A 21,182-nucleotide genomic window follows, 5' to 3' on the forward strand; every position below is an offset into this window, starting at 1 on the left:
CGGATGGAAATGAAATATCCAATTGGAAAATTCGAATTCGATGGTGAGATTACTGAAAGTGTGACAGAAGAATGGATCCATGATATAGAAAATTTACCAAGGATACTAAGAGATGCTGCTGGAGACTTGGATAATGAACAACTGGATACACCTTATCGTTCAGATGGGTGGACGGTTCGACAAGTTATTCATCACCTTGCGGATAGTCATATGAATGCCTATATTCGTTTTAAATTAGCTCTAACAGAAGAAAATCCAGTAATCAAGCCATATGAAGAAGCGAAATGGGCAGAGCTTACAGATTATAATTTACCAATAGATAGTTCCCTATCACTGCTCGAAGCATTGCACAGACGCTGGACAAATCTTTTACGTAGTCTTAGCCCAGCAGATATGAAAAAGACATTTGTACACCCAGATGCAGGGGAAGTTTCACTAGGAACAAATATAGGAATTTACGCTTGGCATGGTCGACATCACCTCGCGCATATAACTTCTTTGTGTACACATAAGGGGTGGTAGAGGACTTCTTTGTTATTGGTAATTAACAGCGTACCTATTATCATCAAATTATGGATAATCACCGGCATTATTTATTAAAAATTAATATGGCTATAGTAGTATAATTTTGGTAATTTTAAAGGAGTGAAGATTAAGAAAAGGGGATTTATGATGAATTTAGTTTGGAAAGGAATTTATAAAAGCAATGAACAACTTCCGGTAGGAGAACTGCCAGAACATGCGGTGAAATTTAAGGAGCCCGATTCAATGGTCAGGCTTAATCTAGTGGCAACACTGTTTATCATACCAGTCATTATATTAGTCGGCCTAGCTTTCCTTATTAAATCTAGTTTAGTAGGTAGTTCAGTTGAAATAAACTTCTTTAATTTGTGGGCACTTTTATTGGCATTTTTAATGATTCCCCCTCATGAGTTTTTGCATGCAATCGTATTTCCTAAAGATAAGGAAGTAGAAATGTGGGTTAGTCCAAAGGCTTTAGCGGCATTTGTTATTTCCACTGCACCAGTTTCCAAGGGTCGTTTTATCTTTTTATCGTTATTACCAAATATCGTGTTTGGCTTGATTCCATTGATTATTTGGATTTTTATTCCTCAAGAGTGGGCTATTTCAGAGGTTTTGTTCTCATTTTCATTTCTAAGTTTATTATTCGGTGTTGGTGATTATCTTAATGTTTTTAATGCAACATACCAAATGCCAAAAGGGTCAATGCAACAACTGTCAGGAATGAATTCTTATTGGTTTATGCCGAAGAGGTAGTACGATTGTTAGATTAACAATAGATTAAGAGTAGCAAGACTTAAATAACAAGCTAAGTGGATGATATACATAATTATAATATTTGAAGTTCCATAGAAAAAAGGTGTTAGGCACTACATTCACGTGTGTTTCTGACACCTTTTCCTTAATCATGCTTGATTATAGCCATTAAAATGTTTCACTCTGATATAGTATTTAGCATTCATTGACATGAAGTGTACTAAGAAAAGACAAAGCGTTTATTGTGGCAAGCATACGCTGTGTTATAAGAGGGTAAAAAGCCCGTAGTTTGGAGTATCAAATTATATTTCTCTAGTTATGGGAAAAAATAACAAAAGTTCAATATCTTCTGATATGATTTTAGTATGAAGATGTGGGATATTGAACTGACAATTAAATGTATCCGGAAGAAACGTGACTAACAGATATTAAAAATATCTATACAATCATTTTTGAATGGAGGTAATTAATTGCTTTTTTTAAGAAACGAAACGTTTAAGGAATACATTCAAGATTATTTGATCACATCATTAATAGTTGGAACGATCATTGTCACTTTTTTGATTACTTCTTTTCTAGGTGCTTTAACAAACCCTGAAATTGTATATCATATAGGAGGACTAGACAAATATCAGATTATTAATGAAAAACAATATTACAGGTTTTTTACTTATGCATTTCTCCATGTGGGTATTTCTCATCTCTTGCTTAATTTACTCCTCTTTGTTATTGCGGGACCACCTGTAGAGAAGCAAATAGGAAGAGTGAATTTCCTAATACTTTTTATATCAACTGTACTATTTTCTGCAATTATATGTTTTATCTTCACTGACCGACCTTTAGTCGGATCATCAGGGTTTGGATATGGAATATTAGGAATTTTAACTTGGTTTGTAATGAGTAGGAATAAAATAGTAGATAAAGAATCAAAGAGTATAATTATATTGTCTGTTATTATGTCGTTTATCTTTACTTTAACCTATAGTAATGCAAGCATTTTGGGACACATTAGTGGATTTATCATGGGAATTTTTATAGGGGGAGTAATTGATATTAATAGAAGAGGGAGTAGGGTCAACAATTGAATTAAATAAGAAAAAAACAACTCATTTATTGCACAGCACAACCATACTATCTAGAAGATGATAGTAGGGTTATAGATTTATGAAATCACGCTATTTCGTAGATGTAAGAAGGATATACTTTTGCTAATTAACCTGCAGTCAGAGTAAGTTTTTCCTCCGTATCGAACAATGATTTGTTCCTAATCAATGATTCAACAAAAGGAAGGATTTCACCTATATGTCCGGTTGGATGTTTTTTTAGAATAGGCACTATGAAAGAGACACAATTTAAGAATAATTACACCAAAAGAATAAGATTTTCACCATATTTATACATTTTACATAAAATCTCTCACACTTATAATGTCCCACTTGACACTTCAACAGGTGTTGACAAAATCCCGTTTTACTTGACCAAATAGGATATGACTATTTCTCTTTAAAAAATACACCCTGTACTTTTACATGACTAAGGTCCATTAATCGTACAGGGTATATTTTGTGTAATCGATTTGTCTGTTAACTTAACTCTCTTTTCACATCACGCGGTAGGTCAAGAAAAGGCTGGATATCTTGAACATATTCTAAGATTCCTAGGAACTCCTCGTTTTCATCGAACAAACCTTTGTACGTAATATGAATGTATTGATCTTTCTTTTTGAACCACATCGTTTCTAATTCTCGTTTCCTCGTCTTCAGGTCACGTATGATTTGCATGACTTTCCCCATACTCTTAGGTGGGTGGCACCTTGCTACATTTCGTCCAATCGAAGTGGGTGTGCGTATAAACATCATCTCGGATGATTCTATTACTTCATTAAAATATTTAAAGATGCCATTTTTATCAACAAACGTTAATTCCAGTGGTATATTGTTCAGAATATGGTTGGCTTCTTTGATGGTTAAGTAACCTCCACCAAATCGTAAATGTTCCGTATGGCTTGATTCGGTTTTATTTTCTGTTGCTTGAGGATACTTGTCTTTAGGAATCCAATCTGCTTCCGGTATATTTACTGCATGCCCAAATGCTTTACTTTCCTTTGTAATCGCAACCCAGTCTGCTTCTTTAAACATAGACTGTGCAATCGGTAATAAAGCATACACTTCTTCAAAAATCATGTCTTTGCATGCACGTTCCAAGTCATGATAAGCATGTTTAACGTATTTGTAGTCTATGTCCGGGATTTTCTCCATTATTCGATAGGCACCTTTATATAACGTCCGAATATGATCATCATCTGCCCACATCGTTCGAGGAAGGGTGAATACGCCATAACGCTCCAGTATCGGAAAAAAGAGTTTTTCTTTACGATTGTAATGCCTGTAAAATAGACCTAATTGCTTCATTTCATGAAGCAGTTGATCTGTCGAGTGTTTTGGATCTGTATCAATGGCTTTTATAAGGCTATTAATTCGAGCTAATAAGCTTTCAAATAACTGATTTTCTTTTTTGAAAATGTGAATAGGATGACTTGGATGTTCACAATCGGGAACATGAATGTTTAGAATTGATTGGCCGTATAGGTTTTGATATAAGTCAAAAAATTTCTTTATATCCTTATTTGTAAATTCATTGGCATCAAATTTTAGTTCTTGTAAAATCAACAAAATATCCAACGTGTCCAAGTTCCGAACATGCTGCTCAAAGCTTTCTTGGATATTTTCTTCTGAATCGTTCTGATGTATTTGAAGTATTAAACCTTTTATTGTATGGATGATTTTAACATCTGAATGTGCTCTCATCATTTTTCACCTCGTTTTGATTTTGTTTGGAAGAATGCGATGCTGTTAATTATTGAACAAATGGTATTGCATTCATTTTGATAGAACTTTCTATAATAAGCTCATTTTACTTTATAAGAGAGAGTGAGGTTGTGATGTAGGACACAAGTACTCTTTGTTAATTGGAACATTAAGAAACCATTAGTTATTACATACAGGTGAATAGAAAAACACGGAAATGGCTTTTTTTCACAAAAGTGGAACGAGAGAAGCGGCCCTGTGTTTCCTTAGTATGTGCCATAAAGCAGTTGACTGGAAATCCAGTGGAGGAAAAGTTCATACTTTTTTTCATAAGTAGTGCCTGAAACCTTTTTTCTGAGAGGTATCAAGCATCAACTAAACACAGAAAAAATTCATACAATATCATGTACGTACAATTATAAAAGTTAGATAATTAAATGGTGTGAAGTTATTTTTTTGGAACAAATATATTCATAATGGTTAGCATGAGTGTTAAACCACAGCTAAAAATTAATTTTGGTTATGAAAAAAAATCCGTCATTATAAGGATTTTTATTGTTAATGTGTTCATTTTATATTATTATTACTTTAAGTAGTCATTTTTAATTTTAAATGTAAACGTTTGCTACTTATAAGTACATGTTTGATAAGGGAACAAAAGAATTTGAAAAAAGCCTTTAGATATCTATATAGCACTTGCATTTCCAAACACTAATTTATATTTAGGTGAAATTATACATTCCTTATCAGTAAACAATAGGTAATGGAAGTTGCTATTTTGTATGCGGTATCAAAAACAACGAGAAGGGAAGATAAATAGTGAAAAGTTTAATGAAAAAAAGTTCGATTGTTTTGCTTTCTATAATTTTATTAGTGCCTAGTGCATTGTTTAATGATCAGAAAGTTAGTGCAGAGGATAGCGATTCTGAACCAATAGAATTTGAACGTGTTTCTGTTCATGATCCATCTATTATTAAAGCGAATGATGGTACGTATTACGTATATGGTTCACATGTTACTGCAGCAAAATCAACAGATTTAATTCATTGGAATTCTATTGTAGAAAGAGAATATCAATCACCTGAAGATAACCCGATTTACGGAAACTTATCTGAGAACCTGGCAGAGTCATTTGAGTGGGCTGGAGAAGATGATGCAGATAGCAGTGGAGGCTTTGCAGTATGGGCACCAGATATCTTCTGGAATAAGGATTACGTTTGGGAAGATGGCTCAACAGGTGCTTATATGATGTATTATAGTGTATCTTCTACATACATTCGTTCAGCGATTGGTATTGCTGTATCGAAGAATATAGAAGGACCATTTAACTACACAGATACCATCATATATTCTGGTTTCCATGACGAAGAAGCTTATGATAACAACAGTGATGTTAATAAGCATTGGGAGAATACAAATATACCAGACTTAATTGATGAAGGTGTATTTGATGATGTTAACGAAGACTGGTTTACATCAAGTGGTGCATATAATAATGCATTGTATACAAATGCCATTGATGCAAACATCCTCTATGATGAGAATGGCGATCTTTATATGACATACGGTTCTTGGTCGGGTGGTACATTTATCTTGGAATTAGATAAAGAAACAGGAACACCAATATACCCTGGAGAAGATGGGACAACCGAAGACGGCAGAATGATCGATAAGTATTTTGGTACGAAGATTGCTGGCGGATATGGTAGATCTGGTGAGGGAACGTATGCTGTATATGATGAAGAAACGGAGTATTTCTATCTGTATATTACTTACGGCGGACTATTTTCTGATGGCGGTTACCAAATGAGACAGTTTAGATCTGAGAACATCAAAGGACCTTATGTGGATGCATCAGGAAATGAAGCTGTTTTTCCTGAAACCTTTGATATAGGAGTGGGGAATTTTCCTGATTTAGACGATCATAAAGATATTGGTAACAAATTGATGGGGAATTTCTTATTTAAAAACAACCCTGAAGAGGGAGGTTCTGAGATAGGTACAGGTTATATGGCGCCTGGTCATAACTCTTATCTACAAGATGATGAACTTGGAAAAGAGTTTATCGTGAGCCATACACGTTTTCCAGAACAAGGAGAAATGCATGAAGTTCGTGTACATCAAACATTTAAAAATAGTGATGCGTGGCCAGTACCTACACCATATCACTATGTAGGTGAAACAATTGAGAAGGTTTCAGATAAGGATGTGCGTGGAGATTACAAATATATCAATCACGGAAAAGAAATTAATGGCGAGCTAATTGAGTCATCGTCGATAACATTAAACAAAGATAAGACAGTTTCTGGTAGTGTAATTGGTACTTGGGAGCTTTATGATGATTATCGAGTCGAGCTAACTGTCGAGGATGAAACATATGACGGGGTATTTATTCGTCAATATGATCCAACCGCAGAAAAGTGGGTAATGACCTTCAGTGCAATGTCAGATCAGGGTGTTGTTGCCTGGGGTAGTCATGATGCAAGTACAGAAGAATCAAATAATGCAATAAGCCAATATATCTGGTTAATAGTTGGAATATCGTTGATCTTAATTATTGGGTTTAGTCTGTTTATTGTAAGAAGAAGAAAAGCTCGTAATTAAACGGAGAAGGGTACGGTGCTTTTATAATTTTCAAGAATAAGATGATAAAAAAAGCACATAATACTATTGTTGGAAGGAAAAAAGAAATAAATGAGGTGTTGGTGAAAATAAACTTGGATGAACTTTAGCGATGAACAGTTAAGGTTAGAATCACAATCTTCATGCAAATGAGGTGTTGGTGATCGACAAACAAGTGAATGTAGATACCCATTAGTGAATCCTTTTAAATGAGGTGTTAACGATGGACAATACTACAGGATGTTTAAAGTAACTCACCAAAGTATTTCATCCTTCCTTCAAGAGACCGGGGCCGAACACGCCCTGGTCCTTTTTTATGCGTATCAAAGTTGAATGTAATAATATCCTCCTTTTAAGAGGGAACCTGCTCGAAAATGAAACGAATTGTAGTAAGAAAATAATATCAGGGAAAAATGAAAATGACTTAAATTTGGAGGTGAACTAAATGAGCTTTAATCCTGAACAACAAAACCATGTGGGGAAAGAACTCAGAGACAATTTCAAGCTTTCGGGTCTGACACCAGAAGTGATTCAAGCTGATCTAGCTTTCAGTCATGAACAATTCGAAGAGACGATAAAACTTGGTCCTACCTCTGATGAACACGCAATTGAACAACTGCGTAATTATTTAGTGGAGAAGTTAAGAGAGCAAGGAAAGGAACCTTCTTCTTATTCTGAATAATACCACTTATTTAGGATTTAAAAGTTGAAGCAAAATAGGAGAAACAGTGGCAATAACTTAATTTTTGTCGGTTTAGGAACCTGCATTTGAACAGTTTTCACCTGGTAGGTCTTTTTCCATGGTGATTGAGTATCATACTAATTAGGAGACCAAATCGTATATGATTTGGTCTCCTATTTTGTCCCTATATATAAACGGTTATTGAATATTTAGCAAAGAAATAAATCGACAATAGCTAAGTCAACGTGCTGATTACTATGTTAATTTGCTATGTTGACTTTCACTTACTGAGCTGGTTGATTGTAATTTCATGTTAACATTATTGCTGATATGTTAATTTTTGAACTTAGGTCAAAGTATAAAGAGTCCAGCTATATTTCTTAAATCCACATGAAACGCTAGTAGAGCCTCCTTTTAAAAAAGTAATATTTATATAGAATTATTTTCCAGGTTACATTACACTAAATAGTATCAAAAAATAAACTTCTATTTTTTTTACTATAAAAATTATTAAGCTTTACTCTTCTAGGATATTACAATACTCATATCTCAATATGTTAAGACTTCTCTTCTTTCCCCAAAGAGGTAGATTACTTTTTATACCAACTAAAATGGAGGTTACCTAATGTGAAGCTAGAAAGACTTCTATCGATCATAATTTTATTGCTGAATCGTCGTATGATACAGGCTAAAGAATTGGCAGAGCAGTTTGAAGTATCAACCCGGACAATTTACAGAGATATTGACGCAATTAATGCAGCTGGTATCCCAATCGTTACGTATCAAGGGACAAATGGAGGCATTGGATTGTCGGAAGGCTATCGTTTAGATCGGAATATTTTAACTAATGACGAGCTTGCGTCTATCGTTAGCGCCCTTCGAAGTATCTCCACTTCCTATGGCAAAGAGAAACATCAACGACTAGTGGACAAAATAAATAGTGTTGTACTGCCAGCACATACAGAAGATTTTCAACAAAAAACAAATCGAATACTAATTGATTACTCTCCCTGGGATGGCATGGACCGTCTACGTTCAAAGCTACAGCTATTAGACGAAGCTATAGATAGCTGTGTCTTAGTGAGCTTCACCTATTCGAATGCAGAAGGTGAAATTTCTGAGAGAATCGTAGAACCACATATGCTTATTCTCAAAGGAAGGCAGTGGTATATAAAAGCTTACTGCCTTGAGAAGAAAGACTTTCGACTTTTTAAACTAAAAAGAATGAAAGAATTAGATCTAGACCAAGACAAACACTTCATTCGTAGAGAATCTCCCACTCATGAGCTATTCGAAAGTAGAAGTAATTTAAATGATGCTAAGGTACCAGAAATAGTCTTACGATTTAAAGAGGAAGCTCGTCATTTAGCAGAGGAATGGTTTGGTATGGAAGAGCTCTTGCCAGATGAGGATGATGGTTGGCTAGTGAAAAAAGCATTTCCAGAAGATGAATGGCTGTATAGCTTCATTCTAAGCTTGGGACACCATGTAGAGGTGCTTGAACCCAAGCATTTACGGGGGATCATTGCTAATCGTGCGGAACAAATTGTAAAAAAATATAAAAATGATAAAGTAACATGACAGTCAGTTGTCAGGTTTATTGTTTTATACTTGGTTCATTCTATTATAAGGAGAATGATCAAGGATGAAACAAAAAAGTAACATTGATTTGAAACCAATTCAGCCAACCCGCATGGAGGAATTACCCTCTTTCACGTTAGCGGGAATTATTGCCACAACAACGAACGAGGCCGAATTAAGCAAGGATGGCAAGATTGGTAAATTATTTGAACAGTTCTATTCTCAAAGTATTGGAGAGAAGCTTGGTGTCAATATTCAGGAATATGGTCATTATAGCTGTTACTTCAACTATGAACAGGAAGATACAGGTCAGTATGAAATAATGGTTGGCGTACGTGTAAACGAAGAATCAAAAATGCAAAATGATGTTACAAATACAGTTACTGTTCCTGCTGCAACATATGCTGTATTTGTCACAGAACGGGGACCAATTATTGAAGTGGTACAACGTGCTTGGGCTAGTATTTGGCAATGGTCTAAACAACCAGATATTAACCGAGCATTCCATGCGGATTTTGAATATTACGGTAAAGATATTAACCCAGAGGATGGACAAGCAGAAATATATATTTCGATCAAGTAACTTTCATGCAATTGGCTCACTATGGTTTGTTATTTTTTAAAAGGAATGATCAATATGAGTGCAATTGAAAATAGCAAGGTGCAGGAAGTATTCGAACGGTATCCAGTAGGCATTCAGACGAATCTATTGAAACTTCGTCAATTAATCCTCGATACGGCAATAGAGACTGCTGAAGTGGGTAAAGTGGAAGAAGCTCTAAAATGGGGAGAGCCTGGTTATAGTGCAAAAAAAGGGAGTACAATTAGAATAGGCTGGAAACCGTCAAAACCAGATCAATACGCTATTTACTTTATTTGTAATACAAATCTAGTTGATACATTTAAAGAGGTTTATCCAAATTTGTTCAATTTTGAAGGGAATAGAGCAATTTTATTTTCTGAAAAGGATGAAATCCCGCTAAATGAATTAAGACATTGCATTTCATTGGCGCTCACTTACCATACTCGAAAGCATCTGCCAATGCTTGGGATGTAAGATACAAGGGGATTGTTCTTTAAAAGAACCTTCCCCTTGTTCTATTAGAGGCAGGTTTTCTAAAATGACATTAGCGATTTTTATAATATTAGCACTTGTAATTGTATGTTTATCTTTATACCTAACTACAAGGAATAAGAAAAATAGGATAATAACTGGAAGTGTCCTAATATTATCGGTTTTAACGTATCCTCCATTGTTACCTTTGTTTCATGAAATCAAGGTGATTAAAGGATTAGAGGGAACGGCTACGTTGATTTTCTTTTACTTTATTATATTAGTAGGTGGAATTATCACATTCATTTCAGGTCTTTTCACTAAAACAAAATCACGTGAAAGTAATAGGTGAAAATCTAATCCAAGGAACGTCGATAATTCAGTTAGGATAGTCGTCTCTTGTGCTAAAGGGTGCAATACTTTCATAAAGGGACTACCGTTCCTTGTTGAAGAAAAGAGCAGAATATTTTAGAAAAAAGATAAACCTAAATAAAATTATTCAAAAAGATAGGTGGTTATTTTATGAAGCGTGTTTTAGTAGCGGGTGCCACAGGTTATCTTGGACGACATATTGTAAAAAAATTAAAACAAAATGGTTATTATGTAAAAGTTTTAGTGAGGTCACAGGAAAAGTTAAAGCAAGAAGGACCTTTTTGTTCTCCTATTATTTATAAATTTGTTGATGAAGTTATAGTTGGAGATGTTACTGAGCCACATACAATAAAGAATGTTTGTAATGAAGTTGATTATGTTTTTTCTTCAGTAGGTATTACAAGACAAAAAGATAAACTGACATTTATGGATGTTGATTACAACGGAAACCTTAATTTGCTGAAAGAAGCCGAGCGAAGCAGAGTTCAAAGATTTATGTATATTAACGTACATGCAGCCGAAAATTGTAACTCTACATTAGTTAAAGCAAAGCAGAAATTTGTTGATGAACTAAAACGGAGCGTTATATCTCATGTCATCATAAATCCAACAGGATATTATTCCGATATGACTGAGTTATTAACAATGGCGAAAAAAGGAAGAATTTTCTTATTTGGTGAAGGTTTGAATAAAATGAACCCTATTCATGGTTCTGACTTAGCAGAGTATTGTATTTCATCATTCTCTAAAGAAAATACATCTCTTCATATTGGAGGACCAGAGGTTTATACATATTATGAAATAGCTGAATTAGCATTAAATGTAGTAAATAAAAAACCAAAAATAACAGGTATTCCTAAATGGGCAGTTAAAGTTATCTTTCCATTTCTAAAAATTATTAACGAGAAACAATACAACCTCTTGCTGTTTTTCTTTTATGTAATGACTAATGATATTGTTGCTAAATCATATGGTGAAATTAGTTTGAATTCTTATTTTGAAAGTGTTAGTTAGTATTTCCCCTATACTCCAACATGGTGGTTGTGCATTAAGATTCACCATCTTTTTTAAGAGGAACAATATCACCATTAGGAAATTCCTTTACAAGTTTACCGTCTTTTTCATATGCGATATAAGTGTGTTTAGTTTTACATCAATTCTAGCCCGTTCACCAGTCATTTTAGCCATTTACTTAAACATTCATATTTTCTTTTTTTTGATTGTTTTTTCTTCTAACATAAGCAACACCACCTTTAAATAAATTAAATCAGATTGTTTATTATATTTATCAGATATTCGATGATGCTAGTATAGTTTGATTTACAATTTGTGATGAATTTAACTTAAACGGATGCTTTAGTAAAACAAAGAATCGTCATATACTATTGGCGATTTTTTGTTTTGAATAGTTTTAAGAATCATTGGAATTTTATGTTAAAATAAAATGTGAATTTGTGATCTTAAAGTAAAGACGCAGTTATTTTGAATAAGCATAATTGGATTTGTGTGCGTCCAAATTAAGGTTGTTAGGAGGATTGTATTTTGAAAAAGCTATTTATTATTCTTATCTTAATTCTTTTTTCTATAGTAGGATGCAAAAATAAGGATAATAGCGAGATAACCAAGGAGCTAAATGAAAGTAATTCTGAAGATAATAAAGTATCAATTCCTTTAAATAATTCCTCGGATACAGAATTTGATTTATATAACGGTAAATCATTAAAAATTGCTGTGATTGGAGAATTACCAAAAGTTAGAGAAGAACAGGTTGAGTTTAAAGAAATATCTTTTGATGAATTGTCTAAACAGAAAGTTAATTCTTATGATGCAGTCTTTATTATGAAAGAGAAATTTTCAGAGGCTTCTGAAAGTCAATATGCAACTATTTACTTGAAATCTACTACTCCATATTTTTTCCCCGCAACTAAAAGTCTTATCCCTTTCACATCTGTGGAAGATATTGAGTATAGCAATTCTTGGGATTGGGAACCTGGATTACCCTATATACATGGGGTATATAAACCACAAAATTCGGAAAGAGCAGAGAGGTTAGGATTTGGTTTATATAATGAAGAAAAGACAGAAGAGCACATAAAGGCAACATATTCTTTAGTATTTAAGAAAATAGCTGAATTGATAAACAATGTTATTGCACTAACGGGTGCTTTCCTTGAATAAGGAATTGCAACCTTATTCCACTAACTTAGCAGAATACTTGAAGAAGGCTTATGAAGAAAGGATTTGAATTTGTGGCAATAAATGTTGAGTTATCTAAATTTAAAGTTAAAAAGGGTAAAACAGAAATTGTTGACGAATGGATGAATTTTTTAAATCAGCATATGGAACAGGTACTCTTAACTTTAAAAGATGAAAAAATGTATATAGAGTCCATTTTTCGAGAGAAGGATGCAGAAAATGAGTATCTATACTGGTTTTCAGTCCAAGGTGAAGGCGGAAATAATGTGGAGGAGTCGCACCACGAAGGTAGATAAGAAACATCTTGAATACTGGTATGAATGTATTGATGAAGAAACTCCACACGTTGACTTAGAGACAAAAGTAGTTATGATACCAGATACCATTCGTAATGTAATGGGATAAGCAAGAGGATCTTCAACTAAACGGGTGCAAGAATTTAACAAGAAGGTCGTCAAAATTGATGATCTTTTTTTATTGGAAATTAAAAAGTCTAAATGGAATTTTATCTTAAGATAACACTTTATGATATGTGAACCTTTGTATTTAAAGTAACGCAGCAGTAATATTTATGAAGTCCTATATAATACGCTTGGTAAAATCTTGAAAAAAGTAAATAGGAGTGGTATTGTGAATGTCGAAATTATGAGTTTTACTGAAAGAACAATTAAAGCTACTGAACTAATGACACTTTATCATGATGCAGGGTGGTGGGGAGAAAGAAAAGAACAAGATATTGAGCATATGTTACAGCGAGTAGTTTCAGTTGGTGTGTGGAAAAATGACGTTCTTATAGGCTTTGCAAGATCTGTTACAGACGGAATGTTTAGGGCTTATATTGAGGATGTTGTAATACATAAAGAATTCCAAAAAACAGGTATAGGGAAAAACCTTGTTTCACGACTGCTAGACGAACTTTCACATATTGATATTATTAGTTTGTTTTGTGAAAAGGATTTAATCACTTTTTACGAGAAAAATAACTTTAATTTTAGTAAGTCTCAATTTGTTATGCACAGAAAATAAAGAATAGGTTATGAACTAAAGGATGCGTTTCTTCAATAACGAGGAAACGCTATTGATTTATACAATAAATAAAGGTAAATAATGTTAAAATGGTGTTATTAAATATATTTTTGAAATAAAGGGCGGTCGAATAAAAAAATTGGGGGATTATTGAAATGTTTTCATATAAAGTTAACGATCAAATAGTAATTGAGATATTACAACAACATCATAAAGAGGAATTGTATAGATTAATCAATTCAAATAGAGAACACTTACGAAAATGGTTACTTTGGGTAGATAAAAGAAAATCAGCAGAGGATTTTGAATCAATCATACCAATATGGATAACTAATTATGCGAATAATGATGGGTTTGATGCAGGTATTAGATATAATGGAAAATTGGTTGGTATGATTGGACTGCATTATATTGATTGGAAAAATAGAGCGACAAGTATAGGATACTTTTTATCCGAAGATGCTCAAGGTAAAGGTATTATTACCAACAGTGTTAAATCATTAGTGAATTATCTTTTTGGAGAAATGAATCTACATAGAATTGAAATTCAGTGTGCAACAAATAATTTAAAAAGTATCTCTATCCCCAAAAGATTAGGATTTGAAGAAGAAGGAATTAAACGTGATGGACAATGGCTATACGATCACTTTGTTGATTTAGTTACTTTTAGCCTGTTAAGAAGTGATTGGGATAAAAATAATTAATATTTTAGTTTATTGCACTAACGGGAGCTTTACTTCAACTAGAAACTTTGTGAGGTTAGATGATAATTGTTAAAAAGGAGAGGTTGTTAGTGACTGAAAGAATTGAAATTATGACAATTAATAAATTGGAACAATGTATCGAATTGTACATGCAAGTTTTCAATAGTGAGCCGTGGAAGGAAACTTGGAGTTTTGAAGTTGCGAAAGAAAGACTTTTAGATTTAATCAATACACCTAAATTCCTTGGCTTTTCACTATATATTGAGGATAATTTAATTGGTTTTATTGCAGGAAACAACAAAAAATCCTACCAAGAGTCAACATATTATTTAGCAGAACTTTGTATAAGTAATCAAGTTCAAGGAAAGGGTTATGGAACAAAACTGTTAAAATTATTGGAGCTTGAATTAAAAAGTAGAAATACTAAAAGTTTGTATTTAATAACTTCTATTGGTGGGGTTGCAGAAGCATTTTATAAAAAGAATGGTTATCAAATAAATGATAATAGGTTAATTCTAAAGAAGAATTTATAAATGAAGTTTATTTCACTAACGGGTACTTTAGTTGAACAATAAGGAGTTTTATTAAGTGTATCGAAAGAGTTAGAATCATGATCCTATGTCAGTAGATAATCATTCCTTAAATAAATTTAAACGTATAAATTATAATTAATATTTCAGATATATATACAAACAGTTATTCTAACAAAAACCTTAGATGAAAATCTACTTCAAGAAACCTCGAGGTCGGTTCTTCAAAACGTTAAGGCGTTTTTATATGTCGTTTCCTATATAGTTAGATGATTTCAAACCGGTTAGACAGGAAGAAAAGGGAGAATTTTATGAAGAAAATTTATGTAGGAGATGCATTAATTTTTATAGCTCTCCTATTAATAAGTTGTTCCGAACGTGAAATATATGTTTTAGAGGGTGAAAGTGATCATTGGGAAGCAAAGTTAAAAGTGACTGTACAGGAAAATGATAATATATCAAAATATTTTGTTGTTAACTACAAAGGTGAATTAACACAGTTGGCTGATATAAGCAGGTTAGAGTATTCATACAAGACTGCTACATCTAGTGAGGAAACGGAAATTGATTTTAATGGAGAACCTCCTCAGAAAAAATCGTTTACTCATCGTAGTGGAAGTAATGGCAGTTCATTTAACGCTGATCAATCGGTAGATGTTTCTATAAAATGGGATGATAATGATGAAAATATGAGTCTAAAAGAATGATTTTCATATGTGAAACCATTTTACGATTATTCCCTTGAATTCATGTCTTCAACATAAGGGAGCGTTACTTCAAGAAAAACAGTAGCACCAAGTAGGTTAATTAAAATAGGAGGGGTATTATTAAAAAACAAATTTTCATTGTACTAATTGTATTTCTATTCTTTTTAATTGCTATAAATGTAATGACGGATGAAGAATCAGTGGAGGAATCAATTGAGTTAGAAAATAATAAAGAAAACGATTCTGTAAATGATGAAACTGATAGTGAAAAAGATTCAAAGTATGACGAAATTGACATAGTGATCGAAATAGATATCTATAAAAACTACTTTAATAACCCCATTGATCAACCAACCCAAGATGCATTAGATTTAATTCGAAAAGCTGCAAAATCAGTAAGTCCTGTAGGAAAAGCAGATATTCCAGAACCTGAAAATATCAACGCTTTTTTTGCTGGGAGCAATGATGAACTTTCATCGTTATTTCAGAAAAACAACGAAAATAATAGCCAAAGCGAACTTGTTATGGTTTTAGCGGGTAAACCTTTTGCGTTAGACCAAGCAGCAGATTTAATCGAGAATGAAAAAATTAAACAGGATTTAATATATCTTGCTAATGAACTATTCAAAATTGAATTTTACGCTATAAGTGATATCGATGAATTCTTCACTGCATATGAAAAGTACGTTGATATTCAAAAGAAGATATTGAAAATATACTATGCTATTAATCAATAGTGAAGAAGTAATACGAAAGGTGTATGAAGTCAACAAAAAAATCGTTGATTATGACTAAGTAGTTCGGTTTCGGTGGAGAAGTATACGAAATAGCATACTAATTGAAAGAATTAATGCATATGATTTGGTCTGTAATTTTATTTTATATAAATAAAGAGTTTGTGAAGAATAATGCTTAAACTTTCGCAACTGAATACTTAATGATTAAGCAAGAAATTACCGTGATAATATATTATTAGATTTGACGATGAGGTGATGTTCAATGATGAAATTGATGTTTATTCTTGCAGCTGTGTCTATTCCTTTATTTATTTATTTTGATAAAGGAGCTACTGGACTTTTACTTTCTTTATTTTTCATGTTTCTTGCAGCATTTTTTAGTAAACGTAGATTTAATAAAAAAGATCAGTGAAACAATTAAATGTAAGATGTTAATTAAGATATATCTGATTGTTACATTTTGAACAGTTAAAACCTTCTCATATAAAATAGAATGTAATAGATTGTACTAAAAGTATAAGATTATCCAGAAATATTTAACCTCTGGCTTAAATATTTCTCCATTGTGAAGGGAGAATTAAATGTTAGGAATCAAAAATTTTAATCCCAAAATATACACTAACTCATCGGATATTATAGAAGACCACAGAACTAAATTTGAATATCTGATTGGTAAAAATGTACAAGAAATATGGGTTGCATGGGGACATGATGAAAATACATGGTTTAATGATTGTCCCGTGATTATCCGTTTTGAGGATTGCCAATTAGAATTATGTGCGTATAAAACGGATGAATACGCTGTTACGTTTAATGAAATTCTGATTTCACAGGAGCTTAATTGGTATGGGACAGATTTAAAGCTTAGTTGGAAAAAGAATATGTTAGAAGACCTTCATTTTGCTATTGGTAAACGGGTGAATAGGATTGAAATTATTGAAAGATATGATACAAAAGCAACGGATTATTGTTATTTAGTTGGTATTGGGCTTCACTTGAACGATGGCTATTTTTCCATATGTAATGGACTGGATGAGAACGTAATAATCAAAAAAAGAAAAGAAGGGCCAAACTATAAGTACACAATTATCAAATAGAATTTTTGTTTTTAGGATGAATTAGTAGTTTGTAAACTTCAGTATAATGGTGAAAGAACTCAAAAAAAGATTTTGTGTGCTATTAATTTTGTCTGAATCCAAAAGGTTATTGGGATTTTATGTTAAAATTAATAACTGAACAGTTGTACGTAGTAAATTGACGTGATTATGAAATAAAGACATATATCAACAATTTATGGGGCGAAAGAAGATGAATTATAATATAGAAATTTTATTGGAAGCTAACGAAAACTTTTCAACCTTTTTACATAAGAAAATGAAAGAATTTAACAATATGTATTCCATATATCATAAAGAAGCGAGGGAAAAGGAAGCTGTAAAGCCAATAAACATAATTGTGTCTGATCACAATAAAAACTGGATTGGTGGTATTAATGCAGATGTTTATTGGGATTGGATGGAGATTAACAATTTTTGGTTTCGTGAAGAATACAGAGGTAAAGGTTTAGGTGGGCACCTTCTTGGAAAAGCGGAAAAAATCGCTAAAGAGAAGGGTGCAAAGAAAGTACTTTTAACCACTTTCGAATTTCAAGCCCGTGCTTTTTATGAAATGAAAGGATTTCAAGTTGTAGGTGAAATTAAAGATTATCCTCCTGGTAGTAGTTATTATACTATGGTAAAAATACTAAGTTAATAGAATTTCTGATTCTATTAACGGTTGCTTACTTTAATTAGGAAAATGCAACCTTGTTTTACTAATATAGCGCGTTGTTTAACAACGAATAGTGAACTATATAATAAATAGATAATGGAGATGTTTATATGAGTCGTCAGCTTCAGCAGGTAATTATATTAATAACAATAGTAGCATCAATATATGTGTGGACGTATGGATTGACCGCTTTAATAGAAATGACTACTCAGCTTTGTAAAACTATGTATTCCGCGGGGCATAATTTCGGATCCTATCTGAAAGATATATTCAATTAAATAACACCATCCCTAAGTTAGGAAATGGATTCTTGTTCTATTAAAGCAATAGTGGTTGAGGACAGAGATATGTAACAGTTACTTATTTGGATTAACAAGGAGGGAGTATATGGAAACAATCAGAGATTTTGGATGGTTTTTATTACTATTTATTTTGGTTGTTGGATTAATTGCTTCTATCTTTTATATTTTTATTTCGTTCTTTAGAAAATATTGGTAAGAATAATATTTCAATTTAAGAAAGGGCGAGGCTCTTTGAAAAAACACTATTTCATTTTCGGTTCTATCGTACTATTATTTTTAATATTAACCTCTGGTTGCACTAATACAATTGATAAAACACCTACTATTTCAGTTAATTCTGAGTCTGAATATGTAAATACTTTTGAGGATTTAAACTTAGGAATACTATATGATTTTAATTTCAAATTACCTAATGCAGATAAGAGTTGGGTGAATCTATGGGTAGAAAGATATAATGATGGAAAAATAGATTTTCAACCATTAACGCAATTATCTTATGGTAACAGCCCAAATGAAGTTACCGAAGGACATTTGGGGTTTGGAATGATTGGTCCGAACGCAGAAGATACTTTAGTATTTCTTTATGGACCTGGTGTGAGCACTCATCCTTCATTAATTGAAAAGGAATCGAAGACTGATATGTTTAGTTCTTGGGACTATGCTATTGGTAATGAAGAAGTAGAGTTAGAATTAGGTGAAACAAAAATATTAGCAGCTTATAGAGAAACGGAAAGTAATTCAATGAGCACGATCGACTTACAAAATGAGGAATCAATAAATAAAATGATTAAACAAGATGATATGATCTTATTACTGAAGATAAAAATAGAAGAAAAAAGTTTATATCAAAACTAAAGAACTGTAAAAAGCTCTGTTTTGTGAAACGATGTACTCAAACTTTTATAAAGAGTTGTCGATGCAGGAGCTGTAGCATAAAAGGGAGGGAGTTATTGAGCTTTAAATTAGCAGGTTAACAAAAGTGGAGGGGTATTTAGAAAATAATCATGAAAACAATTTTGTAAAAGATGAAGCGGGTAATGAAAAGAAACAAAGTATGACGGAATTGACATAGTGATTGAACCAGATATATGAAAACCACTTTAAAAATAATCCCATTTGATGTTATTACATGTAACGATGAGGTGATATACAATGATGAAATTAATGTTTATTCTTGCAGCTGTAACTATTCCTTTGTTTGTTTATTTTGATAAAGGGGCTACTGGATTTTTACTTTCTTTTTTATTCTTGTTTCTTGGAGCATTTTTTAGTAAACCTAGATTTAATATAAAAGACAAGTGAAACAATTAAATATTGGTATAGGACAGATTTAAAGCTTAGTTGGGAAGAGAATAAGTTAGACGGGAAAGACTGAGTGACATTAGTTCACCGACTCTAATTATAGGTGGCGGAGGAAATAGTCAAATACTATAAGATTATAGCTAAAGTGTACGAATGTTAGTAAGGGTGTTTGCTTTTCATTGTCAAAGTAAAGTGGCAGTTTAGCACAAGAAAAGAAAGTTTGGTTATTTGGCTGATAAAAAGCAGAAAAGAATACATAAGAAGTGTTAACTCATTTGTTCCCTAAATTTGTTTTATTTCCATTAAGATTTATTTTAACGTTATTTAGAGATATTGGAAAATTAACATGGAACTCTTTTTGATGGTGCTGGATTAATGGGCAAAAGGAAGGTGATTGATATCAGAAGAGTTTATAGATTCTTTTCTCTTATTTTAATTCTTCTTATGGTTAGTTGTTCAAATGATACAGCACAAGAAAATGAAAATACAGGTTCTAAGGCAATTCTAAATTCAGAACCCGTTACATTTGTGCATAACAAGCATGAATTTAAAGTTGTTTACTATTTTGCAGAGTTTTTAAACTATATTGAAAAAGCAGAACAAGAGCCAGGTAACTTAGATGAATTATACATAGAGTCAGTTTTAAATCCATTCTCCAAAGATGTATTCGGGGAGTACTATGGTGAGACTTTATCTAGTAATTGGGGTTTAGGAACACCAACAAACACCGAAATTTTGAAAAGATACAATGAAGCACTTTTAGAAGATCAAGATAAAATAAATAGTTTAATAGTTGAAGCTTTAAAAAAGTCGGTGAATGAACTCCCACCAGGAACAGATAAAACTGTTTATGTATTTCCTGCTAATCCAAAAAATGCATCTGTAATGAAATGGATAAAAGGGGTTTCAGGTCTAACTTGGAATAAAGATTTTTTTCTTATTCAGATTGCACCTTCTTTTTTAAATGAAGATATGCTGAAGCTTGCTGTTGCCCATGAATATCACCATTCCGTTTTATTTGAGGATAAAGACAACTACAATAATACAACTGTGTTGGGGGAGGTCTTGTTGGAAGGTAGAGCTGACAAATTTTCACGGATTTTGTATCCAGAAATTGAACCACCGTGGAGCCATTTTTCTCCTTCACAAGAAGAAGCTACATGGAATTTATTAAATGAAAATATAGATTCTACCGATTATTCAATTATTGATGATTTATTTAATGGGGTTCGAAGTAAAGGAATTCCAGATAGATCCAATTATAAAATCGGATACGCAATTATGACGAACTTTATTCAAAAAAATCCTGATATTACAATTTTAGAGTGGTCTAAAATGTCCCCAATAGAAATTCTTGAAAAAAGTAATTATGAGGAAAAGAAGTTTGATAAATAATCACAACTTGTGAATTAATACATTTAAACAAACGAGTGCTTATCTGTAACAAGGAGAACAATTAGATTATTGAAGCATTTGCATAAGTTATTGTTAAAGTATTGGATAGCAGTAGTG

At 32.5% G+C, this 21,182-nt stretch carries 22 protein-coding genes and 1 pseudogene; 22 read left to right on the top strand and 1 reads right to left on the bottom strand.

Annotated elements, in window-relative coordinates:
* The first annotated feature begins 3 nt into the window (after window positions 1-3).
* From QQS35_RS03145 to QQS35_RS03155, 3 genes are all read left to right on the top strand, one after another.
* A complete protein-coding gene (locus QQS35_RS03145; RefSeq protein WP_285930325.1) occupies window positions 4-522 on the top strand; it encodes a YfiT family bacillithiol transferase in 519 nt (172 codons plus the stop codon).
* Between the two features lie 150 nt (window positions 523-672).
* Entirely contained in the window at window positions 673-1,278 is a 606-nt protein-coding gene (locus tag QQS35_RS03150) for a DUF3267 domain-containing protein (protein ID WP_285930326.1), read from the top strand.
* A gap of 470 nt (window positions 1,279-1,748) precedes the next feature.
* Entirely contained in the window at window positions 1,749-2,363 is a 615-nt protein-coding gene (locus QQS35_RS03155; protein WP_285930327.1) for a rhomboid family intramembrane serine protease, read from the top strand.
* Window positions 2,364-2,861: 498 nt separating this feature from the next.
* Here QQS35_RS03155 and QQS35_RS03160 read toward each other — a convergent pair whose 3' ends face one another.
* Window positions 2,862-4,088, bottom strand: a complete 1,227-nt coding sequence (locus QQS35_RS03160; RefSeq protein WP_285930328.1) for a PAS domain-containing protein — start codon at window positions 4,086-4,088, stop codon at window positions 2,862-2,864.
* Between the two features lie 816 nt (window positions 4,089-4,904).
* On the opposite strand from QQS35_RS03160, the gene QQS35_RS03165 reads away from it, so the two are divergent.
* From QQS35_RS03165 to QQS35_RS03255, 19 genes and pseudogenes are all read left to right on the top strand, one after another.
* Window positions 4,905-6,689, top strand: coding sequence for a glycoside hydrolase family 43 protein (locus QQS35_RS03165; protein ID WP_285930329.1), 1,785 nt, complete (start codon window positions 4,905-4,907; stop codon window positions 6,687-6,689).
* 463 nt (window positions 6,690-7,152) lie between these two features.
* Window positions 7,153-7,389 (top strand): DUF2316 family protein, encoded by a 237-nt coding sequence (locus QQS35_RS03170; protein ID WP_285930330.1) that lies wholly within the window; start codon window positions 7,153-7,155, stop codon window positions 7,387-7,389.
* Between the two features lie 627 nt (window positions 7,390-8,016).
* Window positions 8,017-8,970 (top strand): helix-turn-helix transcriptional regulator, encoded by a 954-nt coding sequence (locus QQS35_RS03175; protein ID WP_285930331.1) that lies wholly within the window; start codon window positions 8,017-8,019, stop codon window positions 8,968-8,970.
* A 64-nt stretch (window positions 8,971-9,034) separates the two neighbouring features.
* Window positions 9,035-9,553 carry a GyrI-like domain-containing protein gene (locus tag QQS35_RS03180; RefSeq protein ID WP_285930332.1) on the top strand — a complete coding sequence of 173 codons (519 nt, stop codon included), beginning with the start codon at window positions 9,035-9,037 and terminating at the stop codon, window positions 9,551-9,553.
* Window positions 9,554-9,607: 54 nt separating this feature from the next.
* Window positions 9,608-10,027, top strand: a complete 420-nt coding sequence (locus QQS35_RS03185) for a DUF1801 domain-containing protein (protein ID WP_285930333.1) — start codon at window positions 9,608-9,610, stop codon at window positions 10,025-10,027.
* A 519-nt stretch (window positions 10,028-10,546) separates the two neighbouring features.
* The gene (locus tag QQS35_RS03190) at window positions 10,547-11,410 is read left to right on the top strand and encodes an SDR family oxidoreductase (protein WP_285930334.1); all 864 of its coding nucleotides are present in this window, start codon (window positions 10,547-10,549) and stop codon (window positions 11,408-11,410) included.
* Window positions 11,411-11,938: 528 nt separating this feature from the next.
* The gene (locus QQS35_RS03195; RefSeq protein ID WP_285930335.1) at window positions 11,939-12,574 is read left to right on the top strand and encodes a hypothetical protein; all 636 of its coding nucleotides are present in this window, start codon (window positions 11,939-11,941) and stop codon (window positions 12,572-12,574) included.
* Window positions 12,575-12,714: 140 nt separating this feature from the next.
* Window positions 12,715-12,997 (top strand): annotated as a pseudogene (locus QQS35_RS03200) (DUF6176 family protein).
* A gap of 240 nt (window positions 12,998-13,237) precedes the next feature.
* The gene (locus tag QQS35_RS03205; RefSeq protein ID WP_285930381.1) at window positions 13,238-13,618 is read left to right on the top strand and encodes a GNAT family N-acetyltransferase; all 381 of its coding nucleotides are present in this window, start codon (window positions 13,238-13,240) and stop codon (window positions 13,616-13,618) included.
* A gap of 155 nt (window positions 13,619-13,773) precedes the next feature.
* A complete protein-coding gene (locus tag QQS35_RS03210) occupies window positions 13,774-14,322 on the top strand; it encodes a GNAT family N-acetyltransferase (protein WP_285930336.1) in 549 nt (182 codons plus the stop codon).
* Between the two features lie 89 nt (window positions 14,323-14,411).
* Window positions 14,412-14,855 carry a GNAT family N-acetyltransferase gene (locus QQS35_RS03215; protein ID WP_285930337.1) on the top strand — a complete coding sequence of 148 codons (444 nt, stop codon included), beginning with the start codon at window positions 14,412-14,414 and terminating at the stop codon, window positions 14,853-14,855.
* A 308-nt stretch (window positions 14,856-15,163) separates the two neighbouring features.
* Window positions 15,164-15,559 (top strand): hypothetical protein, encoded by a 396-nt coding sequence (locus tag QQS35_RS03220; RefSeq protein WP_285930338.1) that lies wholly within the window; start codon window positions 15,164-15,166, stop codon window positions 15,557-15,559.
* A gap of 200 nt (window positions 15,560-15,759) precedes the next feature.
* Window positions 15,760-16,296 carry a hypothetical protein gene (locus QQS35_RS03225; protein WP_285930340.1) on the top strand — a complete coding sequence of 179 codons (537 nt, stop codon included), beginning with the start codon at window positions 15,760-15,762 and terminating at the stop codon, window positions 16,294-16,296.
* Between the two features lie 262 nt (window positions 16,297-16,558).
* The gene (locus tag QQS35_RS03230) at window positions 16,559-16,708 is read left to right on the top strand and encodes a hypothetical protein (RefSeq protein ID WP_285930341.1); all 150 of its coding nucleotides are present in this window, start codon (window positions 16,559-16,561) and stop codon (window positions 16,706-16,708) included.
* Between the two features lie 169 nt (window positions 16,709-16,877).
* Complete coding sequence (locus tag QQS35_RS03235; protein ID WP_285930342.1) at window positions 16,878-17,393, top strand: hypothetical protein; 516 nt, start codon at window positions 16,878-16,880, stop codon at window positions 17,391-17,393.
* A gap of 211 nt (window positions 17,394-17,604) precedes the next feature.
* Window positions 17,605-18,048 (top strand): GNAT family N-acetyltransferase, encoded by a 444-nt coding sequence (locus tag QQS35_RS03240; RefSeq protein ID WP_285930343.1) that lies wholly within the window; start codon window positions 17,605-17,607, stop codon window positions 18,046-18,048.
* A gap of 551 nt (window positions 18,049-18,599) precedes the next feature.
* Window positions 18,600-19,223: a hypothetical protein gene (locus tag QQS35_RS03245; protein ID WP_285930344.1), complete on the top strand. Its 624-nt coding sequence runs from the start codon at window positions 18,600-18,602 to the stop codon at window positions 19,221-19,223.
* A gap of 297 nt (window positions 19,224-19,520) precedes the next feature.
* Window positions 19,521-19,670, top strand: coding sequence for a hypothetical protein (locus QQS35_RS03250; RefSeq protein ID WP_285930345.1), 150 nt, complete (start codon window positions 19,521-19,523; stop codon window positions 19,668-19,670).
* A gap of 375 nt (window positions 19,671-20,045) precedes the next feature.
* On the top strand, window positions 20,046-21,065 hold the full coding sequence (locus QQS35_RS03255; RefSeq protein ID WP_285930346.1) for a DUF2268 domain-containing protein: 1,020 nt from the start codon (window positions 20,046-20,048) through the stop codon (window positions 21,063-21,065).
* The last annotated feature ends 117 nt before the right edge of the window (window positions 21,066-21,182 follow it).

The sequence above is a fragment of the Aquibacillus rhizosphaerae genome, from assembly GCF_030282825.1.
In the GTDB taxonomy this organism is placed as follows: domain Bacteria; phylum Bacillota; class Bacilli; order Bacillales; family Amphibacillaceae; genus Aquibacillus_C; species Aquibacillus_C rhizosphaerae.

Bases quoted from the DNA above. Each gene is read 5' to 3' on its own strand.
- QQS35_RS03210 (WP_285930336.1), top strand. From the start codon at position 13,774: ATGTTTTCATATAAAGTTAACGATCAAATAGTAATTGAGATATTACAA.
- QQS35_RS03150 (WP_285930326.1), top strand. From the start codon at position 673: ATGAATTTAGTTTGGAAAGGAATTTATAAAAGCAATGAACAACTTCCG.
- QQS35_RS03240 (WP_285930343.1), top strand. From the start codon at position 17,605: ATGAATTATAATATAGAAATTTTATTGGAAGCTAACGAAAACTTTTCA.
- QQS35_RS03180 (WP_285930332.1), top strand. From the start codon at position 9,035: ATGAAACAAAAAAGTAACATTGATTTGAAACCAATTCAGCCAACCCGC.
- QQS35_RS03230 (WP_285930341.1), top strand. From the start codon at position 16,559: ATGATGAAATTGATGTTTATTCTTGCAGCTGTGTCTATTCCTTTATTT.
- QQS35_RS03235 (WP_285930342.1), top strand. From the start codon at position 16,878: ATGTTAGGAATCAAAAATTTTAATCCCAAAATATACACTAACTCATCG.
- QQS35_RS03205 (WP_285930381.1), top strand. From the start codon at position 13,238: ATGAGTTTTACTGAAAGAACAATTAAAGCTACTGAACTAATGACACTT.
- QQS35_RS03255 (WP_285930346.1), top strand. From the start codon at position 20,046: ATGGGCAAAAGGAAGGTGATTGATATCAGAAGAGTTTATAGATTCTTT.
- QQS35_RS03220 (WP_285930338.1), top strand. From the start codon at position 15,164: ATGAAGAAAATTTATGTAGGAGATGCATTAATTTTTATAGCTCTCCTA.
- QQS35_RS03170 (WP_285930330.1), top strand. From the start codon at position 7,153: ATGAGCTTTAATCCTGAACAACAAAACCATGTGGGGAAAGAACTCAGA.
- QQS35_RS03250 (WP_285930345.1), top strand. From the start codon at position 19,521: ATGATGAAATTAATGTTTATTCTTGCAGCTGTAACTATTCCTTTGTTT.
- QQS35_RS03185 (WP_285930333.1), top strand. From the start codon at position 9,608: ATGAGTGCAATTGAAAATAGCAAGGTGCAGGAAGTATTCGAACGGTAT.
- QQS35_RS03145 (WP_285930325.1), top strand. From the start codon at position 4: ATGGAAATGAAATATCCAATTGGAAAATTCGAATTCGATGGTGAGATT.
- QQS35_RS03190 (WP_285930334.1), top strand. From the start codon at position 10,547: ATGAAGCGTGTTTTAGTAGCGGGTGCCACAGGTTATCTTGGACGACAT.
- QQS35_RS03160 (WP_285930328.1), bottom strand. From the start codon at position 4,088: ATGATGAGAGCACATTCAGATGTTAAAATCATCCATACAATAAAAGGT.